An 18,873-nucleotide genomic window follows, 5' to 3' on the forward strand; every position below is an offset into this window, starting at 1 on the left:
ACCTATTAATAATCCAAGAATAAGGATAACGCTCACAGTATTCCTCCTTTACTCATTTATAAGTATGTGAACTCTGTCGCAAACGTTTTGAGTTACATCGGCTATCCTTGATAGCAATAGGACTAATTCCCTTATATAAAGAAAATCAACTGGGTGGAAATTATCTTTTTGAGAATACAACCATTTTCCAAATTCAAATAATTTATTGTCAATATCTTTTTCAAACCATTTCATTTCAGAAATATCTTTTTCTTCAGCAGAAACAGCGTTTTTAGCAAAATCAGATTCTAAAATAACATTTATGTATTTTACTGTTTTTTTGAAATGATCTAACATTTTTTCTATTTCATCAACAACAGAAAAAATCATATTTTTATGCTCTTCATCAAATGTTATCTTATTAAAAGTCATTTTTTTGGCTACATCTTCTATTAAATCAATTATTTTATCTTGCATATCTATAAAATCTAGCAAATCAGTTCTTTCAAACCTGTATAAATGGCCTTTTTTAAGATATTGTCTAAAATTTCTCTTTATATCATCTGCATCATCTTCCAATTTATCTATTATTTCAACAATATCTTGAATATCTTCGCCATCTAAATATCTTTTAAATAATTCTGGTAAATAATCAGATGCTTGTTCGACTATACGAGCATGTTTAATGACTTCTTCGATGGGATTAAACTTTTGAAACATTTTTCCCCAAATAGTAATAACAATCACCTCCAAAATTTATTTTACATACTTTAAAAGAAATTCATAAGCTTCATTTATTTTTTTAAATTTTTCTTCGCATTTATTTTTATCATCAATACATTTATCAGGATGATATTTTTTTGTTAATTCTCTAAATCTTTTTCTAAGTTCATCTTTTGTAAAATTTTCTGGTAAATTTAATAATGATCTATAGTAATCATATTTTTGTCTTAAATCGTAATAATTTTGGTAATTATTATTTTGTTTTCTATTATTTTCATAATAATTTCCATAAGTTTTTCTATATGTGTAATACTTAAATTTAAAATTTCTAAATAATAAATAAATTCCTAGTATTGCAAATATAAAAAGAATTGGATATCTAAATAAAATAATAAAAATAGCTCCAACAAATCTGAAAAAAATAGAAATAACTACCAATAATCCAATAAATGTTAAAAGAATTTCCATAATATTCCTTCTTTCTGTAATTTCATAACTATTCTAACATAACAACATTTATAAAATGTTTCTTTGTTTTTTCAAAAAAAATAGACTCGTATCAACGAGCCTATGAATTCATTATTGATAAATATCTATCTATAAATGCTTGTACTTCCATCATTCCAAAATTTCTATAAAATCTTGTTAATTCTCTATTATTTTCATCTACAAATACTAGCGTAGGAACAGAGAATACCAACATTTGTCCAGATACATCTGGCTTATCTTCAATATCAACATATTCTAATTCAATATTATTTTCATTCATTAATTTTTCTACTTTTGGCCATAATCCCTTGCAGGTTCTACATGTTTTATTGGCGAAATAATACGCTTTCATAATCCAACCTCCTTTAAAATTTTTTATTTCAGGAGGATTTTAACAAAATTAATTTAAATATTAAAGAAAAATAGTTAACAAGATTGAACTTTTTAAATTTCTAAAAAATCACCCGGTTTTAATATATCACATTTTATTTTTAAGTTTTCCACCCTTTCTTTAAAAATATTAGCATCAGCATTAATTATTTCCCATGTGTTATAATGGAAAGGAATAACGATTTTTGGATTTATTATCTTTGCAGCAATTATAGCGTCTTCTATATCCATGACAAAATTTCCACCTATTGGCAAAAAAGCTACATCTATATTTTCTAATTTTAATAATTCCATATCTTTTGTTAAACCAGTATCTCCAGAATGATATATTTTTTTGTTATCTATTTCAATAATAAACCCTCCGGGAGTCCCACCATACACAATGTTATTGCCTTCAATTATTCCAGAACCATGTAAAGCAGGAGTCATTTTGATTGTGCCAAAATCAAAATGTTTTCTTCCTCCAATATGCATAGGATGTAAGTTTTTTAACCCTTTGAAAGAAAGGTAGTTTATAATTTCAAAATTAGAAATAACAGTGGCGTTTGTTCTTTTAGCTAGTTCAATAGTATCTCCTAAATGATCTCCATGACCATGGGTAACTAAAATATAATCTAATTTATCAAAATCTTCTACTTTTTTTGTTGATTGAGGATTTCCATTAAGAAAAGGATCTATTATTATATTTTTTGAACTTTCAATATACACAACAGCATGACCTAAAAAATGAATCTTCATTTTCTCCCTCCTTATCCCAGTTTGATGTTAAAAATAATATAAAAAACATATGATAAAAAGAGAATTAATCCTTTAAAGAATCCAGCTTCTTTTTTTCTGATTAAAAATATTTCAGTTAAAGTTATAGTTGCAACCATATAAATAGCATCAAAAACCACGCTTCTGTCAGGTATAACGGGGTGTATAGATGCAGTTATTCCCAAAACAACTAGGATGTTAAATGCATTTGATCCAACTAAATTTCCAATCAGGATATCGTTTGTTCCTTTTTTAGCAGCAATTATACTAGTTACTAATTCTGGTAAAGAAGTTCCAATAGCTATTATTGTTACACCAATAAGTGTTTCGGTTAATCCTAATAATTTAGCAAAGTGAGAAGCGCCTCTTACAGTAACATCTCCGCCAATAGCTAACATAACTATTCCTAATAATATTAAAAATATAATTTTATTCCATGTTAATTCCATATTTTTAGATTCTTTCACTTCTTCTAATAATTGTTCTTGTATAGTTTTATCGTTTTTTGCCATATTATACATATAGGCTATAAAAATTATTAAATAAGTAATTAATATAAACCCATCATAATTAGATAACTGACTGTTACCATCTAAAAGCATAAATAAAAGAGTTGAAGATATTAAAATTACAAAAGGAATTTCATATAATAACGTGCTTTTTTGAATATAAGTTTTTCTAATCATTAAAGATAAACCCAATATTAAAGCTATATTTGTTATATTACTTCCAATAACATTTCCTAAAGCTATTCCAGAAGCACCTTTTAATGCAGCACTAATACTTACAAATAGTTCAGGAGCACTAGTTCCGAATGCAACTAAAGTTAAACCTGTGAATAATTCGGATACTCCAATTTTTTTAGAAAAACCAATTGACCCTTCTATTAAATAATCTGCACCTTTTATCAAAAAAAACATACCTACAATTATTAAAAATAAGTCTAAAAACATTTATTTAACTCCTTTCAAAGTACTATATAAATTAAAAAAAGTATTATCAGAAATAATAGAATATTTTGAAAGTAGCATAAAAAATTCATCAAAGTAGTCGATTATTAATGGATAATCTAATACTTTTGAATAAATATCATTTCTTTTTTTATAATTAGATATTATATGGTTATATAAATCTATATTCGAATCTTTTAAATATTTTAATCTAAAAGATTCACACATTATTTCCGGCCATATATCTGTTGTATTTTTTCTCTTAATAATATATCCAAAATTATAATGAGAAAGTTCATGTAAAATTATTCCATTGTTAGCGTTGTTTATAAAAAAATAATTTTTTGGAATGAAAAAAGATTGATTGTAATTAGTTTTAAATATGTAAATTTCTTTTGGAAGTTTTAAATTATGCTTTTCAAAAAAAATAAGTATATTTTTAATGTTATCTATTTTTAGTTGAGTATTTATAACAATATTGTTTTGTGAAAATTTTTTTAAATTTTTTTCATATAATAATACTACATTTTGATTTACTATTGAATAATTAGAATTATTAAATATTATTTTTTCACCAAAACTTTCAAAATAAATTAATAGAGTATTATTTAAAGTAAATGATTTTATTAATCCATATCCACTAAAAAAGGAATTGTCATTTATTACATTAAATTTCGGGTAAATTGATGGATTAATAATTATTACCTTATTATCATATATAATTATTATTTTAAAAAAACTAATAGCAAGTATCACCAGGAAAAAAATAAGTAACCTTCGGTATTTCCTCCACTCCATAAATGTTCTCCTATTTTTAATTTTGTTTTACCTAATAAAGGTTGGGTTAAAAACAAAAAGTTATTTTTTATATTTTCTATATTCATAATTTCAAAATTCGGGTTTATTATTACGTTTAAGCTGTTATCAATATTAGAAATATCATTTAGAAATATTTCTTTTCCATCACTTAATTTAAATTTAAATGAATTTGCTAATTTTAAAGCTTCGTATGGTTTTTGAATGAATAGCTGATATTTTTTTTGATAAATTTGTGCAGTAATAATTGTGCAATTATTATAATCTGCCAATGCAGATAAAAAATCTTCTATCTGCTCATATTCTTCATCTGTTAAAGAACCATTTTTAAAAGGATTTCCGTTGATAAAGAAAAAAGATAATTTTTTATGATACACAAAATCCATTATACTTTCTATAAACTCTAAATTATCCTCTAAGGAATTCAATAGGTTAAATTGCAATGCTAAAAAATTTAATTTCATATTCTACCTCCTCTCAAAAATATTATATCATAATTTTTTTTGCCTTTTTACTATATAAAAGTGACAACTTGTCTTTTTAAATCAAAAAAACAATAAAATTATTGTATAATAAATTCGTGGGAGGTGGAATAATGAAAAGGGAATTATATAGATCTAAAAAAGATAAAATGTTAGGTGGAGTTTGCGGAGGTTTAGCGGAATATTTTGACATTAGTTCTACATTAGTTAGATTAATATGTTTAGGATTAATAATAGCAGATGGAATAGGATTAATATTATATATTTTAGCTTGGATAATCATTCCAGAAGAGGGGGATTTTGAAGATAAATCAGAAGCCGTAGAAGAAAAAAATAATTTAGATAAAACATCAGATACCTCCAAAAAAAACACGATAATAGGTCTAGTTTTTATTTTGTTTGGTTTATTTTTTCTTTTAAATAATTTTTTTCCAAATATATTATCTTTTAGTTTGATGGTTGGAATTTCTTTTTTTGTTTTAGGTATATATTTAATGATTAAAGGAGGAAAACAATGAGATATATAATAGGATTATTTTTTATATTAATGGGAATATTATTTGTTTTTCAAGGATTTAATTTTGATTTGTTATTCCGCATAGCCACTAATTTTTCTAATTTTTGGTCATTTATTCTGATTATTATAGGAGTTTCAATAATTTCAAAAAATATAAAATGGTTAAAATGGTTAAATATAATTCTTGTTTTGTTCTTTTTAGTATTATTGATTTTTTGGGATTTTGATAAAAGTTATATTGATATAAGTTTTAAGAAAGATAAAAATTATGAAAAAATGAACTTTGAAATATTACCTGATTCAACTAATATGAATATTTACTTTGTAATTCCGGCTTTAACTTTAGATATTTCTATAGATGAATCTTCGGATAAAATATATGGTTATTATTATGGACTTAATAGAATAAAAATTGATCAAAGCAAAAGTAAATTAAGATTTTATAATGAAGATTCTACAGTTTCTAATAATTATAAAATACATATAATTTTACCTAAAAAAATTACATATAAAATATTTGTTAATAATAAGGTGTCTAATGTATATCTTAATAATTTAGATAATGTTATTAAAAATTTATATATAAATTCTGGAGTAAGTAATTTAAATGGTAGTATAAAAACATTTAAAGAAACTCTTTTTTTAAATGTTGATAGTGGTGTATCAAACATCAATTTGGAGTTACCCAAAAACACAACTTTGGATTTAAATTATGATAGTGGTGTAAAAAACATTAATATAGACAAAAATATAATAAGAAGGAACGAAGGAGACTTTAAAATTAACATAGATTCAGGTGTATTTAGATTAAATTTAAAAGCAAAGGAGTGATTTAATGAAAAATAATATTTTAGGTGGATTAATTTTTATACTATTAGGTGGATATTTAATAATATCAAATATTTTTGAAATAAATATAGATTGGAATTTATTATGGCCAGTAATATTATTATATTTTGGTTTAAAATTTGAAATAAGTTTTTTTAAGGATAAAAAAAATCCAGGAATTTTGGTTCCAGGAGGTATATTAATATCTGTTAGTATACTATTCTTTTTAGTTGCAATTTTGGGGTATGAAATGATGAAATATTTGTGGCCTGGATTTATATTAGCACCAGCAATAGGATTGTTGCAATTGGCTATTGCTTCAAAAAAAGTAAAAGAATATATTTTTCCAATAATATTTTTAAGCGGTTTATCAATATTATTTTTTATTGAACAGTTTATTGGTATTGATATATGGAATTATTTTATAGGATTAGTATTTATTTCTGTAGGAATTAATATATTAACCAAAAGGAGAAAAAGTAATGGGTAAAATTATTGAAGTACAAAATTTGAAGAAATATTATGGAAAAATAAAAGCGGTGAATGATATATCCTTTGAAGTGAAAAAAGGAGAAATATTTTCGCTTTTGGGTCCAAATGGTGCTGGTAAAACAACAACTTTAGAAATAATTGAAGGATTAAGGAAAAAAGATGATGGAGAAATAATATATTTTGAAAAATATACATCTCCTGATGATTTTTATATTAAAGAAAGAATTGGTGTTCAATTGCAAAGTAGTGCTTTTTTAGAAAATTTAACTGTTATAGAAACATTAAAAATGTTTTCGGGATTATATAAAAATTCGTTAGATATAAATTATTTAATATCTAAAGTTTTTTTAGAGGAAAAGAAAAATTCGATGGTTAAAGAATTATCTGGTGGTCAAAAACAAAGATTAGCTATAGCTGTTGCATTAGTAAATAATCCAGAAATAATTTTTTTGGATGAACCAACAACAGGATTAGATCCTCAAGCGAGGAGAATGATTTGGGATTTAGGTTTGGAGCTTAAAAAAGATGGGAAAACAATTATATTAACTACTCACTACATGGAAGAAGCTGAATATTTATCTGATAATATTAATATTATTGATCATGGTAAAATAATAGCTAGAGGAACAATAGATGATTTAATAAAGCAATTAAATATGGAAACAATTATTATTTTTAAAACGGATTATGTTAAAGAATTTCAACAAAAGTTTAAAGGTACTGTATTCGATAAAAAAATAGAAATAAGTACAAATAATTTAGAAAGTACATTATTTGAAATAATAAAATATTCAAAAAATAATAATTTAATCCTTGATGATATAGTTATAAGAAAACCTAATTTAGAAGATGTTTTTTTAAATTTAACCGGTAGAACTTTAAGGGAATGATGGTATGAAAAGGATATTAAATTTATCTTATTACCAGTTAAAAAGTGATATAAGAGAATTTAGTTCTTTTTTCTGGTCATTTATTTTTCCTCTGATACTATTTGCTATATTAGTTTTTATATTTGGGAAACCTATCCAATTAGATATAAATGATTTTAAAGTGGGTATTGTATATGAAAAAAATATTAACATAATATCTAAAGCGATTTTGTCAAATGCATTTAATAATATGCCTATAGAAAAAAGTATTATTAATGATTTAGATATAGCAATAAAACAATTAAAAAATAATGAAATAGATGTCGTTTTATTTATTCCAAAAGAAATGAATTTGATAAATGAAAAACCTAAAGTGGATTTATATTTTGTTGAAGGGAGAAACAGTTCGAATTTTTCAAAAAACATAGTAAAAATATTTCTTGATTATATCAATATTGAAATGATAAAAAAGGCAAAAAAGGTTAAAGATAATATAGAAATAGAAAAAATACCTGTTAGTTCTTTGAGAAAAGAATTTTCTTATAAAGATTTTATTTTCCCTGGAATACTTATAATGTCAATAATGTCTATTGCGTTTTTTAATATTCCATTCAATTTACTTTTTTCAAGAGAGATAGGTATTAATAAAAGATTTTTATTAATACCTATTAAAGGGTATTCATATTTTTTTGCATTAATTATTAGTAGTATAATAATGGTTTTTATCTCAAGTGGATTTGTTTTAATAGAAGGGTTATTATTTAAAGTAACTCCTAAATTTTTTACTATCGAATTTATTTTATTTTATTTATATTCCTTAATAACATTATTTTCTATTGGATTAATATTTGTATCATTATCAAAAAAATTATCAACATCAATAGTAATAATAAATTTCTTTTTTCAAATTTCAATGTTTTTAGGTGGGCTATATTTCCCGATATTTAATATATCTTGGATAATTAAATGGTATGTATATATAAATCCTGTAACTTATTTAGTAGAAGGAATGAGAAGATTAATAGGTTTTAATATAGCCCCTTTTATGGATATATGGATATATATCGTACCTTCAATATGGATGATATTTGCATTGATTATATTTTCATTTAACTATAAGAAGGTGCTAGGATATGAATAAAATATTATGGCTGTCAAAATATATTACAAAAGAAGCTTTTAGAAACAAAAGCGAATTGTTTTTTACATTATTCTTTCCATTGATGTTTTTGATAATGTTTGGTTTTATATTTGTTGATCAAAATGATGATTCTATAATGAGTATAGCGATATATACTGATGATAAGAAAATTGTAGAAGAATTATCAAAAGTATATGAAATTAAAAAAATATATGAAAAGGACAAAGTATCGAAAAATATAAAAAATGGAAATTATGATATAGGAATAATTATAGATGGTAACAAAATTGAATTATATTATGACGAAACAGTTCTTAATAATATAGCCTTGATCCAAGGTTTGGAATTAAATTTAAAGAAAATCATATTAAATAAAGATAATAATTTTGAATATATTAAAATTAACGAAAAAAATGTTAATCTAACCTCAATAAAAGCACATTATATAGATTATCTTTTAACTGGTGTAATTGCAATATCCCTTTTATCAAATGGAATGTTTTCCGTAATTACTGTTTTTGGAAGATATAAAAGATTAAATGTTTTAAATAGATTCATTTTAATACCTATAAAACCATATACTTTTATTATTGGATTAACATTAACTAGGATAATATTAGGTTTTTTTTCTTTAGTACTATTAATTATTGTAAGTATGATTATATTTAATCTATCTATAGTTATTAATTGGCCAATGTATATATTATTATCTTTTACTTCCACTATAGGGATGATGGGGTTTGGATTACTTTTCCTTTTTTTATTTAAAAAATCTGATACTGCACAAAATGCCGCAACAATATTTTTTTCTTTAATGATGTTTTTCTCAGGTATATATTTTCCAATAGAATTTTTGCCTAAATTATTTAAAAATATATCTTATATATTACCTATAAAATACATAGTGGATTCATTCAGATACATTTCTGGAATAAATATTATGAGTTTTGGTACGTTTGTTTTAATAAATTTAACAATGTTTTTGTGTGGGAGCATATTATTATACATAGCCTCTAAAAATTTTCTATCTCCAGAGAATTAATAATATTCACAAATTATATTCTTAAAAGAAAAAAAAAAGAGGTATAATTGAAAAAAAGATTTGTGAAGTTGGAGGGAATTTTTGTGATAAACTATGAGGAAGACTTGAGATTTGATGTAATAGTAGTAGGTGCAGGTCATGCTGGTATAGAGGCAGCATATGCTGCAGCTAGAATGGGAATGAAAACACTATTGCTTACAATTAATTTAGATAATGTTGGGTGGGCACCGTGTAATCCAGCAATTGGTGGTCCGGCGAAAGGTATAGTTACTAGAGAAATAGATGTATTAGGTGGATTACAAGCTAAGGTGACAGATAATAATATGATAAATATTAGAATGTTGAACACTAAAAAAGGTCCTGCGGTAAGGGCATTAAGAGCACAAATTGATAAATATGATTACTCACAGAATATGAAAGAAATATTACATTCCACACCAAATTTACTTTTAAGATATGGGTTGGTTAAAGAATTAATTGTTGAAAAAGGAAAGGTTAAAGGTGTTATTACAGAATTAGGCGTAAAGTATGATGCAAAAGCAGTAATTTTAACCACAGGTACTTTTTTAAGAGGTAAAATTTTTGTTGGTAGAAGCGTTTTTGAATCAGGTAGAATGGGGGATTTTCCCGCTAATGGATTAAGTAAATCATTATCAGAAAATGGTATTAAATTGGGAAGATTTAAAACAGGTACACCTGCTAGAATTTTAAAAGATAGCATTAATTTTTCTAAAATGGAAAGACAGGATACATCAGATGAACCTTTGGCTTTTTCTTATTTTTCTCAACCAAAGGTTTTAAATAAAGATTATCCATGTTGGCTTACAAGAACAACGAAAGAAACACATGAAATTATAAAGAAATATTTGATGTTCTCGCCTTTGTATGGAGATGTAAAATTAATAGAAAGTGTGGGTCCTAGGTATTGTCCATCTATTGAAGATAAAGTCGTAAAATTTAATAAAGAATCACATCAATTGTTTATTGAACCAGAAGGGATAAGAACCAAAGAATATTATATAAATGGTTTAAGTACAAGTTTACCATATGAAGCACAAATTCAAATGGTAAGAAGTGTCCCTGGTTTAGAAAATGCTATTATTGTAAGACCTGCATATGCAGTTGAATATGATTTTGCATATCCAGATCAACTTCAACATTCATTGGAATCGAAGATTATAGAGGGATTATTTTTTGCTGGTCAAATTAATGGAACTAGTGGATATGAAGAAGCAGCTGGTCAAGGTTTAATTGCTGGTATTAATGCAGTTCTTAAAATTAGAGGAGAAGAACCGTTTATTCCAAATAGAACGGAATCTTATATAGGTGTATTAATAGATGATTTAATAATAAAAGGGACAAATGAACCATATAGATTATTGACCTCAAGAGCAGAATATAGATTGCTATTAAGACATGATAATGCACATTTAAGATTAGCAAAGTATGGATATAAATACGGATTAATATCGAAAGATTTTTATGAAAAAGTATTGAGATTAGAGAAATCAATTGATGAAGAAATTGAAAGATTAAAGAACATAAAATTAAAACCATCGAATAATATTAATGATATATTAGTAAAAAAAGGGACAACCCCTATAAAAAACGGAATGAGTTTATATGAAATTTTAAAACGTCCACAGGTTTTATATTCTGATATAAAAGAGTTTGATCCGAAAATAATTGAAGATAAGGATTTGCTAGAACAAGTTGAAATAGCTATAAAATATGGAGGATATATAAAAAGAATGAAAGATGATGTCGAAAGAATGAAAAAACTTGAAAAAGAAAAAATACCTAAAAATATTGATTATAAACAGGTACCAAATTTAGCTTTTGAAGCTGTTGAAAAATTAAGTAAAGTAAGACCAGATTCAATTGGTCAAGCTATGAGAATTCCTGGAATTACTCCAGCTGACATAATGAATTTAACAATGTTTTTGAAAGCAAAATAGCGGCATTCCGCTATTTTGCTTTATTATAATTTTCTATAATCTTTTTAATTTCTTCTTTTTCATTTAAAAGAATTTTTACAATTTTTGGATCATAACTCTTGCCAGATTCTGATTTTATTATCATTAACGCTTCTTCAAATGTATATGCTTTTCTATAATTTTTTTCTGAAATAAGAGACATTAATCCGTCCGCAATCGATACTATTCTTCCTTCTAATGGGATTTCATCTTCATATAGTCCGTATGGATAACCACTTCCGTCCCATTTTTCATGGTGAGATATTATAATTTTTCCAATTCTATCAAAAGGATGAGTTTTTAAATCATTTAACAATATAAGTCCATATTTAGGATGGTTTTTAATTATTTTCCACTCTTGAATACTTAGCTTTTCTTTTTTTAAGATAATATTTTGAGGAATAATAATTTTTCCTAAATCATGAATTTTTGCACCAAAATATAATCCTTTTAAAGATAAATCATCTAAATTCATCCTTTTTCCCAAAAACAAGGAAATTTCTGAAATGATGAGATTATGGTTTAAATTATATTCATTAGCCTCTGATATTTTTCCAATTATGTTAAAAAGGTTTTCTAATTGGTTGTAGTAATTTTCTTTAATATTTTCTATTTCTAGAATCTTTAAGCTTAAATTGCTATATAAATTACTTAAATTCTGTTTTAATAATTCTGATTCAAAGGGTAATTCATCCATTAATCTCTTAACAACTAATTCAAAAGTTTTATGATTATATTGTTCATATAAAAGTTTTTTAAATGAAGATAAGAAATGTATAATAGCTATATTTTCTTTTTCTAACCTGTTTATTTTCTTTTTTAATAGAGTATTTTCAGAAATAACATTTTGTAAAGGTGTTTTTAAAAGATTAATTTTTTCTAAAAATAAATCAAATAAATCATCAAATTCAACTATGTTAGTTCTGAAAGCATTTAAATTTCCTTTGGTTTTTAGAATAGAATTTAATGAAATTTCTTTTATTAAAGATTTATTTAAATAAAATTTATTTATCAAAAAATGATAAATAATAAAATAATATATACTAATAATAATGAAAGTTAAAATAGTTGAATATAAGTAAACTTTAAAATAATTTATTGGGTTATTAAACGTAGTAATTTTATAAAAAGCATGCAGATTTAAAATTGGAGTTTCTGCTATATTAAAAAACTCAAAAGAACTTTTATAACCCTTCCCAATTTTATAATATTTCCCTGAATAAATATTTTTATTATATTTTTTATAAAAGTCATAATTTCCGTAAATATATTCTCCATTAATATCAGTAATATAATAATTAAAACCCAAATCTAATTTAGAAAAGGTTATATCAAAAAAAGAATCTAATTTTAATTTTAAGTAATTATTATTGTTATTATTATTAATTTTTAAAAAAATATATTTGTCCTTAATTCCTAAATAATATATATTCATATTATAAATTTTTTTTAAAAAAGAAGCATTTTTAAAGTTAGTATTTTCTATTCTAGATATAAAGGAAGGTTTAATTTTTGATGAATAATAATCTATAATACTATTTTCAAAATCATTTATAATAACATCATCTATGACTTTAATTGTTAATTTTATATTTTCATAAAATTTATCTAATTGCTCTTTTTGTTTTAAAAAAGATGATACTATAATATAGGATATAGAAAATGAAATTAAAATGATTAATATAGTAGCAAAAGTAATTACTCTCATATTTATTGTTTTCATGTTTTCACCTCATTAAATATTTCGTATATATTATATCATATAAGAAAGGGGATAAAATATGTTTTTTTATGAATTATTTGTAAGATCATTTTATGATTCAAATAATGATGGAATCGGTGATTTGATGGGAGTTACAAGAAAACTAGATTATCTAAAAAATTTAGGAGTTGATGGGATTTGGTTATTACCTATAATGCAATCGGCTGCATTCCATGGTTATACTATAATAGATTTTTATTCTATTAATCCATCTTATGGTACAATTGAAGATTTTAAGGAGTTAATAAATGAAGCGCATAAAAGAGATATAAAAATTGTGTTAGATATTCCTATTAATCATACTTCAGTAAAATGTGAATGGTTTCAAAAAGCTATAAATGGAGATGAAAAATATGAAAAATATTACGTGTGGGCAAATGAAAAAACAGATTTAAATGAAAAAAGACACTGGGATGACAGCTTAATTTGGTTTAAATATAAAGATAAATACTTTTATGGATTATTTGGATCTTCTTCACCGGATTTAAATTTTGAAAATAAAGAGTTGTGGGAAGAAATAAAAAATGTATTTAAATTTTGGATTGAATTAGGGGTGGATGGATTTCGTTTAGATGCAGCTAAACATATTTTTGATTATGATATAAAAAATATGAAATTTAAATATCAACATGAAAGAAATATTGAATTTTGGAAAGAAATAACAGATTATATAAAAAGATTAAAATCTGATGCTATTATAATTAGTGAAATATGGGATTCGCCAGAAATTGTAAAAAAATATCATGGACTTTTTGATATTGAATTTAATTTTCCATTTTCTTATTATTTAAAAGATACTATAAAATATCATGATCCAAAAATATTAGTTAAAGGAATAAAAGAAACATTAAGACATTATATGACAGGGGATTTTGAATCTATTGCAGGAAATTTTTTCGGGAACCACGATATGGAAAGATTGATGTCTGAATTTAATGAAAATATTAACATGGTAAAGATGGCTTTTAATATATTATTTACCTTACCAGGATATCCTTTTGTTTTTTACGGCGATGAATTGGGAATGCGTGGAAAAATAATAGATGTTAATTTTACTGAAGATTCTCAAGAACCAATGCAATGGTATGAATTAGGTTTTGGTATTGGACAAACAGAATGGAAAGGATGTAAATATAATCCGCCGTATTCAAATATTTCAGTTGAAGAACAATTAAAAGATAATAATTCAATTTTGAATCATGTTAAAAAATTGTCTAAATTTAGAAAGAAAACTAAGTGGATAGAAAAAGCTAAAATTTCTGAATTAAAAAATAACAGATTCGTTATAAGCTACAAATTAAAATTAAATGAAAAAAGTATTTTAGTTTATCATAATGTTAAACCTCAAAAAGCAAATATTACTTTAGATAATTATAAATCTTATCAAATTTTTGGGGGAACAGAAATAAACAAAGATATTGCACAAATTGATGGGTATTCAACTTTAATAATAGAAATTTAGCACGGAGGTGGTGCATATAAAGAAATATTTTTTAATACTAATACTATTTTTATCAGTTATTACTTATGGAGAAACTAAAGATTATTATTTTACAAATGAAACAAATATCAAATTATTTTTAATGGATTTTATGAACAGAGAATATAAACTTACAACAGGAAAAGAATTAAAACCAGAGAGAAAGATGTTATTGGCCGAAAGTATTTTATTAGCTTCGAAAGAATTTGGGATATCACCATTATTGATTACTTCTATCATGGATATAGAAACTAACTTTAGAAACGTTATAGGATCATATGGAGAAATAGGATATATGCAAATTAGGCCAGAAACAGCTAAATACATTGTAGAAATGTATTTAGAAAAATTTAAAAAATATGGATATGATAATATTAATTTAGAATGGATAAAAGATAGGTTGTTATATGATCCGAAATACAATGTTTTAGTAGGAACAGCTTATCTTTATTATTTGAAGGAGTTACATGGCGATATTACACATGCTATAGGTTGGTATAATGGTGGAGGGAATTCATATTATTTAGACAAGGTTGTATATAAGATAGCTCAAATAACAATTGAATATCCAATAATCTAACGGGAATCGTTTCTACGGTTCCCGTATTTTATATTAATTAAAAATCTTGATAATTGCACATATGTGTTCTTTTGTATGTTATAATAATAAATAGAAAAAATGAAAGAGGTGATTAGAATTTTAGTGGATGATTTAAAAAAAATAATAAATTATTCTATTAATTCTGTGCTTCCTGAAAATGCTGTTAAGGAAAATTTGAAAAGGTTAAAAATCAATGAGGAAAAATTATTTCTTCTTTCAATTGGTAAAGCTGCTTGGAGAATGGCGAAAGCAGCTAAAGAAGAATTAGGAGAAAAAATAAAGAATGGTATTGTTATTACAAAATATTTTCATAGTCAAGGAGAAATTAGTAACTTTGAAATTTATGAAGCTGGCCATCCTATCCCAGATGAAAATTCAATAAAAGCAACAAAAAGAGCATTAAAACTAGTAGAAAATTTAGATGAAGGATATGGTATATTGTTATTGATTTCTGGTGGAGGATCTGCTTTATTTGAATTGCCAGAAGATGGTATTACTTTATATGATTTACAAGATATTACTAATCAGCTATTAAAATCTGGTGCAGATATAACAGAAATAAATGCTATAAGAAAAAGACTATCCAAAGTAAAAGGGGGGAAATTTTCAGAAATTTCTAATTCAAAACAAATATATGCTTTGGTTCTTTCGGATGTTTTAGGAGATAAATTAGATAGTATTGCATCAGGACCAGTATATGTTGATAAATTTAATACTGATAATATAATAAAAATAGTAAACAAATATAATATTAAAATTTCTGAGAAAATAAAAAATATTTTAACTAAAGAAACTCCTAAAAAAATAAAAAACGCAAAACATATAATAATAGGGAGCGTTGCTACTGCTTGCAATTCAGCAATAAAAAAAGCCAAAGAATTAGGATATAATACTTTACTTTTAACCACAACATTAAATTGTGAGGCCAGAGAAGCGGGGAAATTTTTTGCAAATATTGCCAAAGAAGAATTAAAATCAAATAATCCGATAGAAAAACCTTGCGCAATAATAGCAGGCGGAGAGACAGTAGTTTCAGTTAAAGGAAATGGGTTAGGAGGACGTAATCAAGAATTGGCTTATTCTTTTGCTTTAGAAATAGAAGGATTAAAAGGATTAGCTTTTTCTTCTTTTGGAACAGATGGTACAGATGGTCCTACTGATGCTGCTGGTGGAATTGTTGATGGAAATACAATAACAAAATTAAGAAATAAAGGATTAGATCCCCACATTTTTTTAAAAAATAATGATACTTATAACGCTTTAAATGAATCTGATAGTTTATTGAAACTAGGACCTACTGGGACAAATGTAAATGATATTATTATATTATTGGTGGGTGATATCAATGAATAAGTTGGCAATTATATGGGCAACAAAAGAGAGTGAGGTTTTTGAAAAACTTATCTATCCGTATGCTTTGAATTCGAAAAAACAAAAATGGTTTGAAGAAGTTGTATTAATTATTTGGGGACCATCCCAATTAACAGCTTTAAACTATGAAAATTATATAAAAAATTTAATTAATAATGGTATAAAAGTCGAGGCATGTAAATGGTGTAGTGATCAATATAACATATCAAATAAATTATTTGATATGAATATAGATATAAAATATATGGGGAATGTTTTAAGCGATTATTTAAAGGATGATTATAAGGTTGTGAGTTTTTAATGAAAAAAATGTATATATTTTTTCTGTAGAAAAAGCTATTAATCCAATTTTTTCTAGAGATTCAGGATTTTATAATAAACCATTTTTTTAAGTATTTCTTCAAATGCAAAAAATGCTAAAATATATTATACATTGGATGGCTCTGAACCTACACCTTGAGAAAAAAATACGTATTTATATAATAAACCTATTGAGATTAAAGATATAACTTCGAAAAAGGGTATAGAATACATCAAAACATCTCCTGAATGGGAAAAACCAAAAGGAAATGTTCTTAAAGGTTTTGTTGTTAGAGCTAAAACAGTATGGAATAATATGGAAAGTGAGGTTGTGACGAAATCGTATTTTATAGGCAAAAAATATGATTTACCAGTAATATCCATCGTAGTTGATCCGGAGAAATTATTTGATTTAAATAAAGGCATATATGTGCCAGGTGTTGATTACGATGAAAACAGTGAATATTCTTCATGGAGTGGAAATTATTATAGAAGAGGTGAAGAAAGTGAAATAAAAGTTCATGTAGAATTTTTTGAAAATGGTAAGTTACAATATAAAGATAATTTAGGCATGAGAATTAGTGGAAATTTTTCAAGAATGTATCCAATGAAATCGCTTAAATTTTATGCAAGAGATAAATATGGAAAGAAAAAGATTGAATATCCAATTTTTCCAGATTTAAAAGACATGAATGGTGAAATAATAAGAGAATATGATAAATTTATGATTAGAAATGGAGGAAATGAGTTTGGGAAAATATTTTTTAAAGATGCATTTATGCAAACAGTAGTTTCAAATATGGGATTTGAAACCCAAGCATATAGACCAGCTGTTCATTTTATAAATGGAGTATATTGGGGATTAGTAAACTTAAGAGAAAGATATAGTAAAGATTATTTTAAAGAACATTATCTTACAGATGATGTATCTATTATAGAACAAACTTCTGAATTCGAAGAACATTTTGTTTTAGCTGAAGGAAGTGAAGAGGCGTTAAAGGATTTCAAAGATTTAAGAAATTTTATAATAAGTAATGATATGAGTAAAAAAAATTATGAATATGTAAAATCAAAATTAGACATTCAGAATTATATTAATTTCCATATAGCTGAAATGTTTTTTGATAACAGAGATTGGCCAGCTAATAATATGAAATTTTGGAAAAAAATAATAGTAAATATGATATTAAAGGCTATGATGGAAAATGGAGATTAGCAATTTATGATATGGATAATGGCATGTACACCATTAATTCAAATATGTTTAAGCATTCTATAGATGATCATCCGGAAGTTGAAGATCACCCAAATCCAATTTGGTCTACAATTATGTTTAAAAAGTTATTAAACAATAATGATTTTAGAGAAAAGTTTATAAATAGTTGTTTAGATAGACTGAATACAAATTTTTCATATACAAATACATCTAAAATATTTTTAAATATGTTTAAACAATATTCCCCTTATTTAAATGAACATTTAAATAGATGGAATTTAACAGATTATGAAAATTTTAAAAGTGAAGTAGAATATAATTTGTCTTTTTTGAGAAAAAGACCAGAAATTGTAAAAAAACAAATGGAAGAATATTTTAATATAAATTTAGTGAAAATGTATTTAAATGGATTTTCAGGTAAGATAAAAATAAATACAGTGGAATTTACAGAAGGCCAAATTCTTGAATATGCTAAAGAAATACCAATTACTTTGACAGCTATAGGCGAATTTAAGTATTGGTTAATAAATGGAGAAAAATTATATGAAAAAACTATAACAGTAATTCCTAAAGATAGATTAGAAATAAAACTGGTGTTTGAAGAAAATAAAAATAACTTTTTAATTCCCTTAATAACAGTTTTTATATCTTGTTTAGGAATATATTTTTTATTAAATCCTTCAAAATAGGGGG

The 18,873-nt window shown here is 24.5% G+C and carries 22 protein-coding genes; 14 read left to right on the forward strand and 8 right to left on the reverse strand.

Features of this window, described 5'->3' with window-relative positions; genetic code table 11:
- Window positions 1–48 precede the first annotated feature (48 nt).
- The 7 genes from ACYQ44_RS05760 to ACYQ44_RS05790 all read right to left on the reverse strand — a co-directional run bounded on the left by ACYQ44_RS05760 (window position 49) and on the right by ACYQ44_RS05790 (window position 4,567).
- Entirely contained in the window at window positions 49–699 is a 651-nt protein-coding gene (locus tag ACYQ44_RS05760; protein ID WP_459995898.1) for a DUF47 domain-containing protein, read from the reverse strand.
- A gap of 36 nt (window positions 700–735) precedes the next feature.
- Window positions 736–1,170 carry a J domain-containing protein gene (locus ACYQ44_RS05765; RefSeq protein WP_459995899.1) on the reverse strand — a complete coding sequence of 145 codons (435 nt, stop codon included), beginning with the start codon at window positions 1,168–1,170 and terminating at the stop codon, window positions 736–738.
- A 100-nt stretch (window positions 1,171–1,270) separates the two neighbouring features.
- On the reverse strand, window positions 1,271–1,543 hold the full coding sequence (locus ACYQ44_RS05770) for a thioredoxin family protein (RefSeq protein WP_459995900.1): 273 nt from the start codon (window positions 1,541–1,543) through the stop codon (window positions 1,271–1,273).
- Between the two features lie 92 nt (window positions 1,544–1,635).
- Window positions 1,636–2,319 (reverse strand): metal-dependent hydrolase, encoded by a 684-nt coding sequence (locus ACYQ44_RS05775; protein WP_459995901.1) that lies wholly within the window; start codon window positions 2,317–2,319, stop codon window positions 1,636–1,638.
- 11 nt (window positions 2,320–2,330) lie between these two features.
- On the reverse strand, window positions 2,331–3,290 hold the full coding sequence (locus ACYQ44_RS05780) for a calcium/sodium antiporter (protein WP_459995903.1): 960 nt from the start codon (window positions 3,288–3,290) through the stop codon (window positions 2,331–2,333).
- A complete protein-coding gene (locus ACYQ44_RS05785; RefSeq protein ID WP_459995904.1) occupies window positions 3,291–4,043 on the reverse strand; it encodes a hypothetical protein in 753 nt (250 codons plus the stop codon).
- Entirely contained in the window at window positions 4,040–4,567 is a 528-nt protein-coding gene (locus ACYQ44_RS05790; protein WP_459995906.1) for a hypothetical protein, read from the reverse strand. Before ACYQ44_RS05790 ends, ACYQ44_RS05785 begins: the two co-directional genes overlap by 4 nt.
- 131 nt (window positions 4,568–4,698) lie before the next feature.
- On the opposite strand from ACYQ44_RS05790, the gene ACYQ44_RS05795 reads away from it, so the two are divergent.
- From ACYQ44_RS05795 to mnmG, 7 genes are all read left to right on the forward strand, one after another.
- Window positions 4,699–5,103: a PspC domain-containing protein gene (locus ACYQ44_RS05795; protein WP_459995908.1), complete on the forward strand. Its 405-nt coding sequence runs from the start codon at window positions 4,699–4,701 to the stop codon at window positions 5,101–5,103.
- Window positions 5,100–5,933, forward strand: coding sequence for a hypothetical protein (locus tag ACYQ44_RS05800; RefSeq protein ID WP_459995909.1), 834 nt, complete (start codon window positions 5,100–5,102; stop codon window positions 5,931–5,933). Before ACYQ44_RS05795 ends, ACYQ44_RS05800 begins: the two co-directional genes overlap by 4 nt.
- A gap of 4 nt (window positions 5,934–5,937) precedes the next feature.
- Window positions 5,938–6,420, forward strand: coding sequence for a hypothetical protein (locus tag ACYQ44_RS05805; protein ID WP_459995911.1), 483 nt, complete (start codon window positions 5,938–5,940; stop codon window positions 6,418–6,420).
- Window positions 6,413–7,312, forward strand: a complete 900-nt coding sequence (locus ACYQ44_RS05810; RefSeq protein ID WP_459995912.1) for an ABC transporter ATP-binding protein — start codon at window positions 6,413–6,415, stop codon at window positions 7,310–7,312. The genes ACYQ44_RS05805 and ACYQ44_RS05810 overlap by 8 nt, the downstream gene beginning before the upstream one ends.
- Before the next feature lie 4 nt (window positions 7,313–7,316).
- Window positions 7,317–8,432 carry an ABC transporter permease gene (locus ACYQ44_RS05815; RefSeq protein WP_459995913.1) on the forward strand — a complete coding sequence of 372 codons (1,116 nt, stop codon included), beginning with the start codon at window positions 7,317–7,319 and terminating at the stop codon, window positions 8,430–8,432.
- Entirely contained in the window at window positions 8,425–9,474 is a 1,050-nt protein-coding gene (locus tag ACYQ44_RS05820; protein WP_459995915.1) for an ABC transporter permease, read from the forward strand. The genes ACYQ44_RS05815 and ACYQ44_RS05820 overlap by 8 nt, the downstream gene beginning before the upstream one ends.
- Before the next feature lie 86 nt (window positions 9,475–9,560).
- A complete protein-coding gene (gene mnmG, locus ACYQ44_RS05825) occupies window positions 9,561–11,432 on the forward strand; it encodes a tRNA uridine-5-carboxymethylaminomethyl(34) synthesis enzyme MnmG (protein ID WP_459995946.1) in 1,872 nt (623 codons plus the stop codon).
- Window positions 11,433–11,442: 10 nt separating this feature from the next.
- Here the strand turns inward: mnmG and ACYQ44_RS05830 are convergent, their stop codons facing one another.
- Window positions 11,443–13,173, reverse strand: a complete 1,731-nt coding sequence (locus ACYQ44_RS05830; protein WP_459995917.1) for an HD-GYP domain-containing protein — start codon at window positions 13,171–13,173, stop codon at window positions 11,443–11,445.
- A gap of 58 nt (window positions 13,174–13,231) precedes the next feature.
- Here ACYQ44_RS05830 and ACYQ44_RS05835 point away from each other — a divergent pair, with 58 nt between their 5' ends.
- The 7 genes from ACYQ44_RS05835 (at window position 13,232) to ACYQ44_RS05865 (ending at window position 18,869) form a co-directional block, all read left to right on the forward strand.
- Window positions 13,232–14,674 (forward strand): alpha-amylase family glycosyl hydrolase, encoded by a 1,443-nt coding sequence (locus ACYQ44_RS05835; protein ID WP_459995918.1) that lies wholly within the window; start codon window positions 13,232–13,234, stop codon window positions 14,672–14,674.
- A 10-nt stretch (window positions 14,675–14,684) separates the two neighbouring features.
- The gene (locus ACYQ44_RS05840) at window positions 14,685–15,272 is read left to right on the forward strand and encodes a transglycosylase SLT domain-containing protein (protein WP_459995919.1); all 588 of its coding nucleotides are present in this window, start codon (window positions 14,685–14,687) and stop codon (window positions 15,270–15,272) included.
- Between the two features lie 99 nt (window positions 15,273–15,371).
- Window positions 15,372–16,646 carry a glycerate kinase type-2 family protein gene (locus ACYQ44_RS05845; RefSeq protein WP_459995920.1) on the forward strand — a complete coding sequence of 425 codons (1,275 nt, stop codon included), beginning with the start codon at window positions 15,372–15,374 and terminating at the stop codon, window positions 16,644–16,646.
- Window positions 16,639–16,965: a DsrE family protein gene (locus ACYQ44_RS05850; RefSeq protein ID WP_459995921.1), complete on the forward strand. Its 327-nt coding sequence runs from the start codon at window positions 16,639–16,641 to the stop codon at window positions 16,963–16,965. Before ACYQ44_RS05845 ends, ACYQ44_RS05850 begins: the two co-directional genes overlap by 8 nt.
- 81 nt (window positions 16,966–17,046) lie before the next feature.
- Window positions 17,047–17,124, forward strand: coding sequence for a chitobiase/beta-hexosaminidase C-terminal domain-containing protein (locus ACYQ44_RS05855; RefSeq protein ID WP_459995949.1), 78 nt, complete (start codon window positions 17,047–17,049; stop codon window positions 17,122–17,124).
- Between the two features lie 156 nt (window positions 17,125–17,280).
- On the forward strand, window positions 17,281–18,180 hold the full coding sequence (locus ACYQ44_RS05860) for a CotH kinase family protein (protein WP_459995922.1): 900 nt from the start codon (window positions 17,281–17,283) through the stop codon (window positions 18,178–18,180).
- Entirely contained in the window at window positions 18,123–18,869 is a 747-nt protein-coding gene (locus ACYQ44_RS05865; protein ID WP_459995923.1) for a CotH kinase family protein, read from the forward strand. The genes ACYQ44_RS05860 and ACYQ44_RS05865 overlap by 58 nt, the downstream gene beginning before the upstream one ends.
- Window positions 18,870–18,873 lie beyond the last annotated feature (4 nt).

The sequence above is a fragment of the Marinitoga arctica genome (assembly GCF_054657315.1).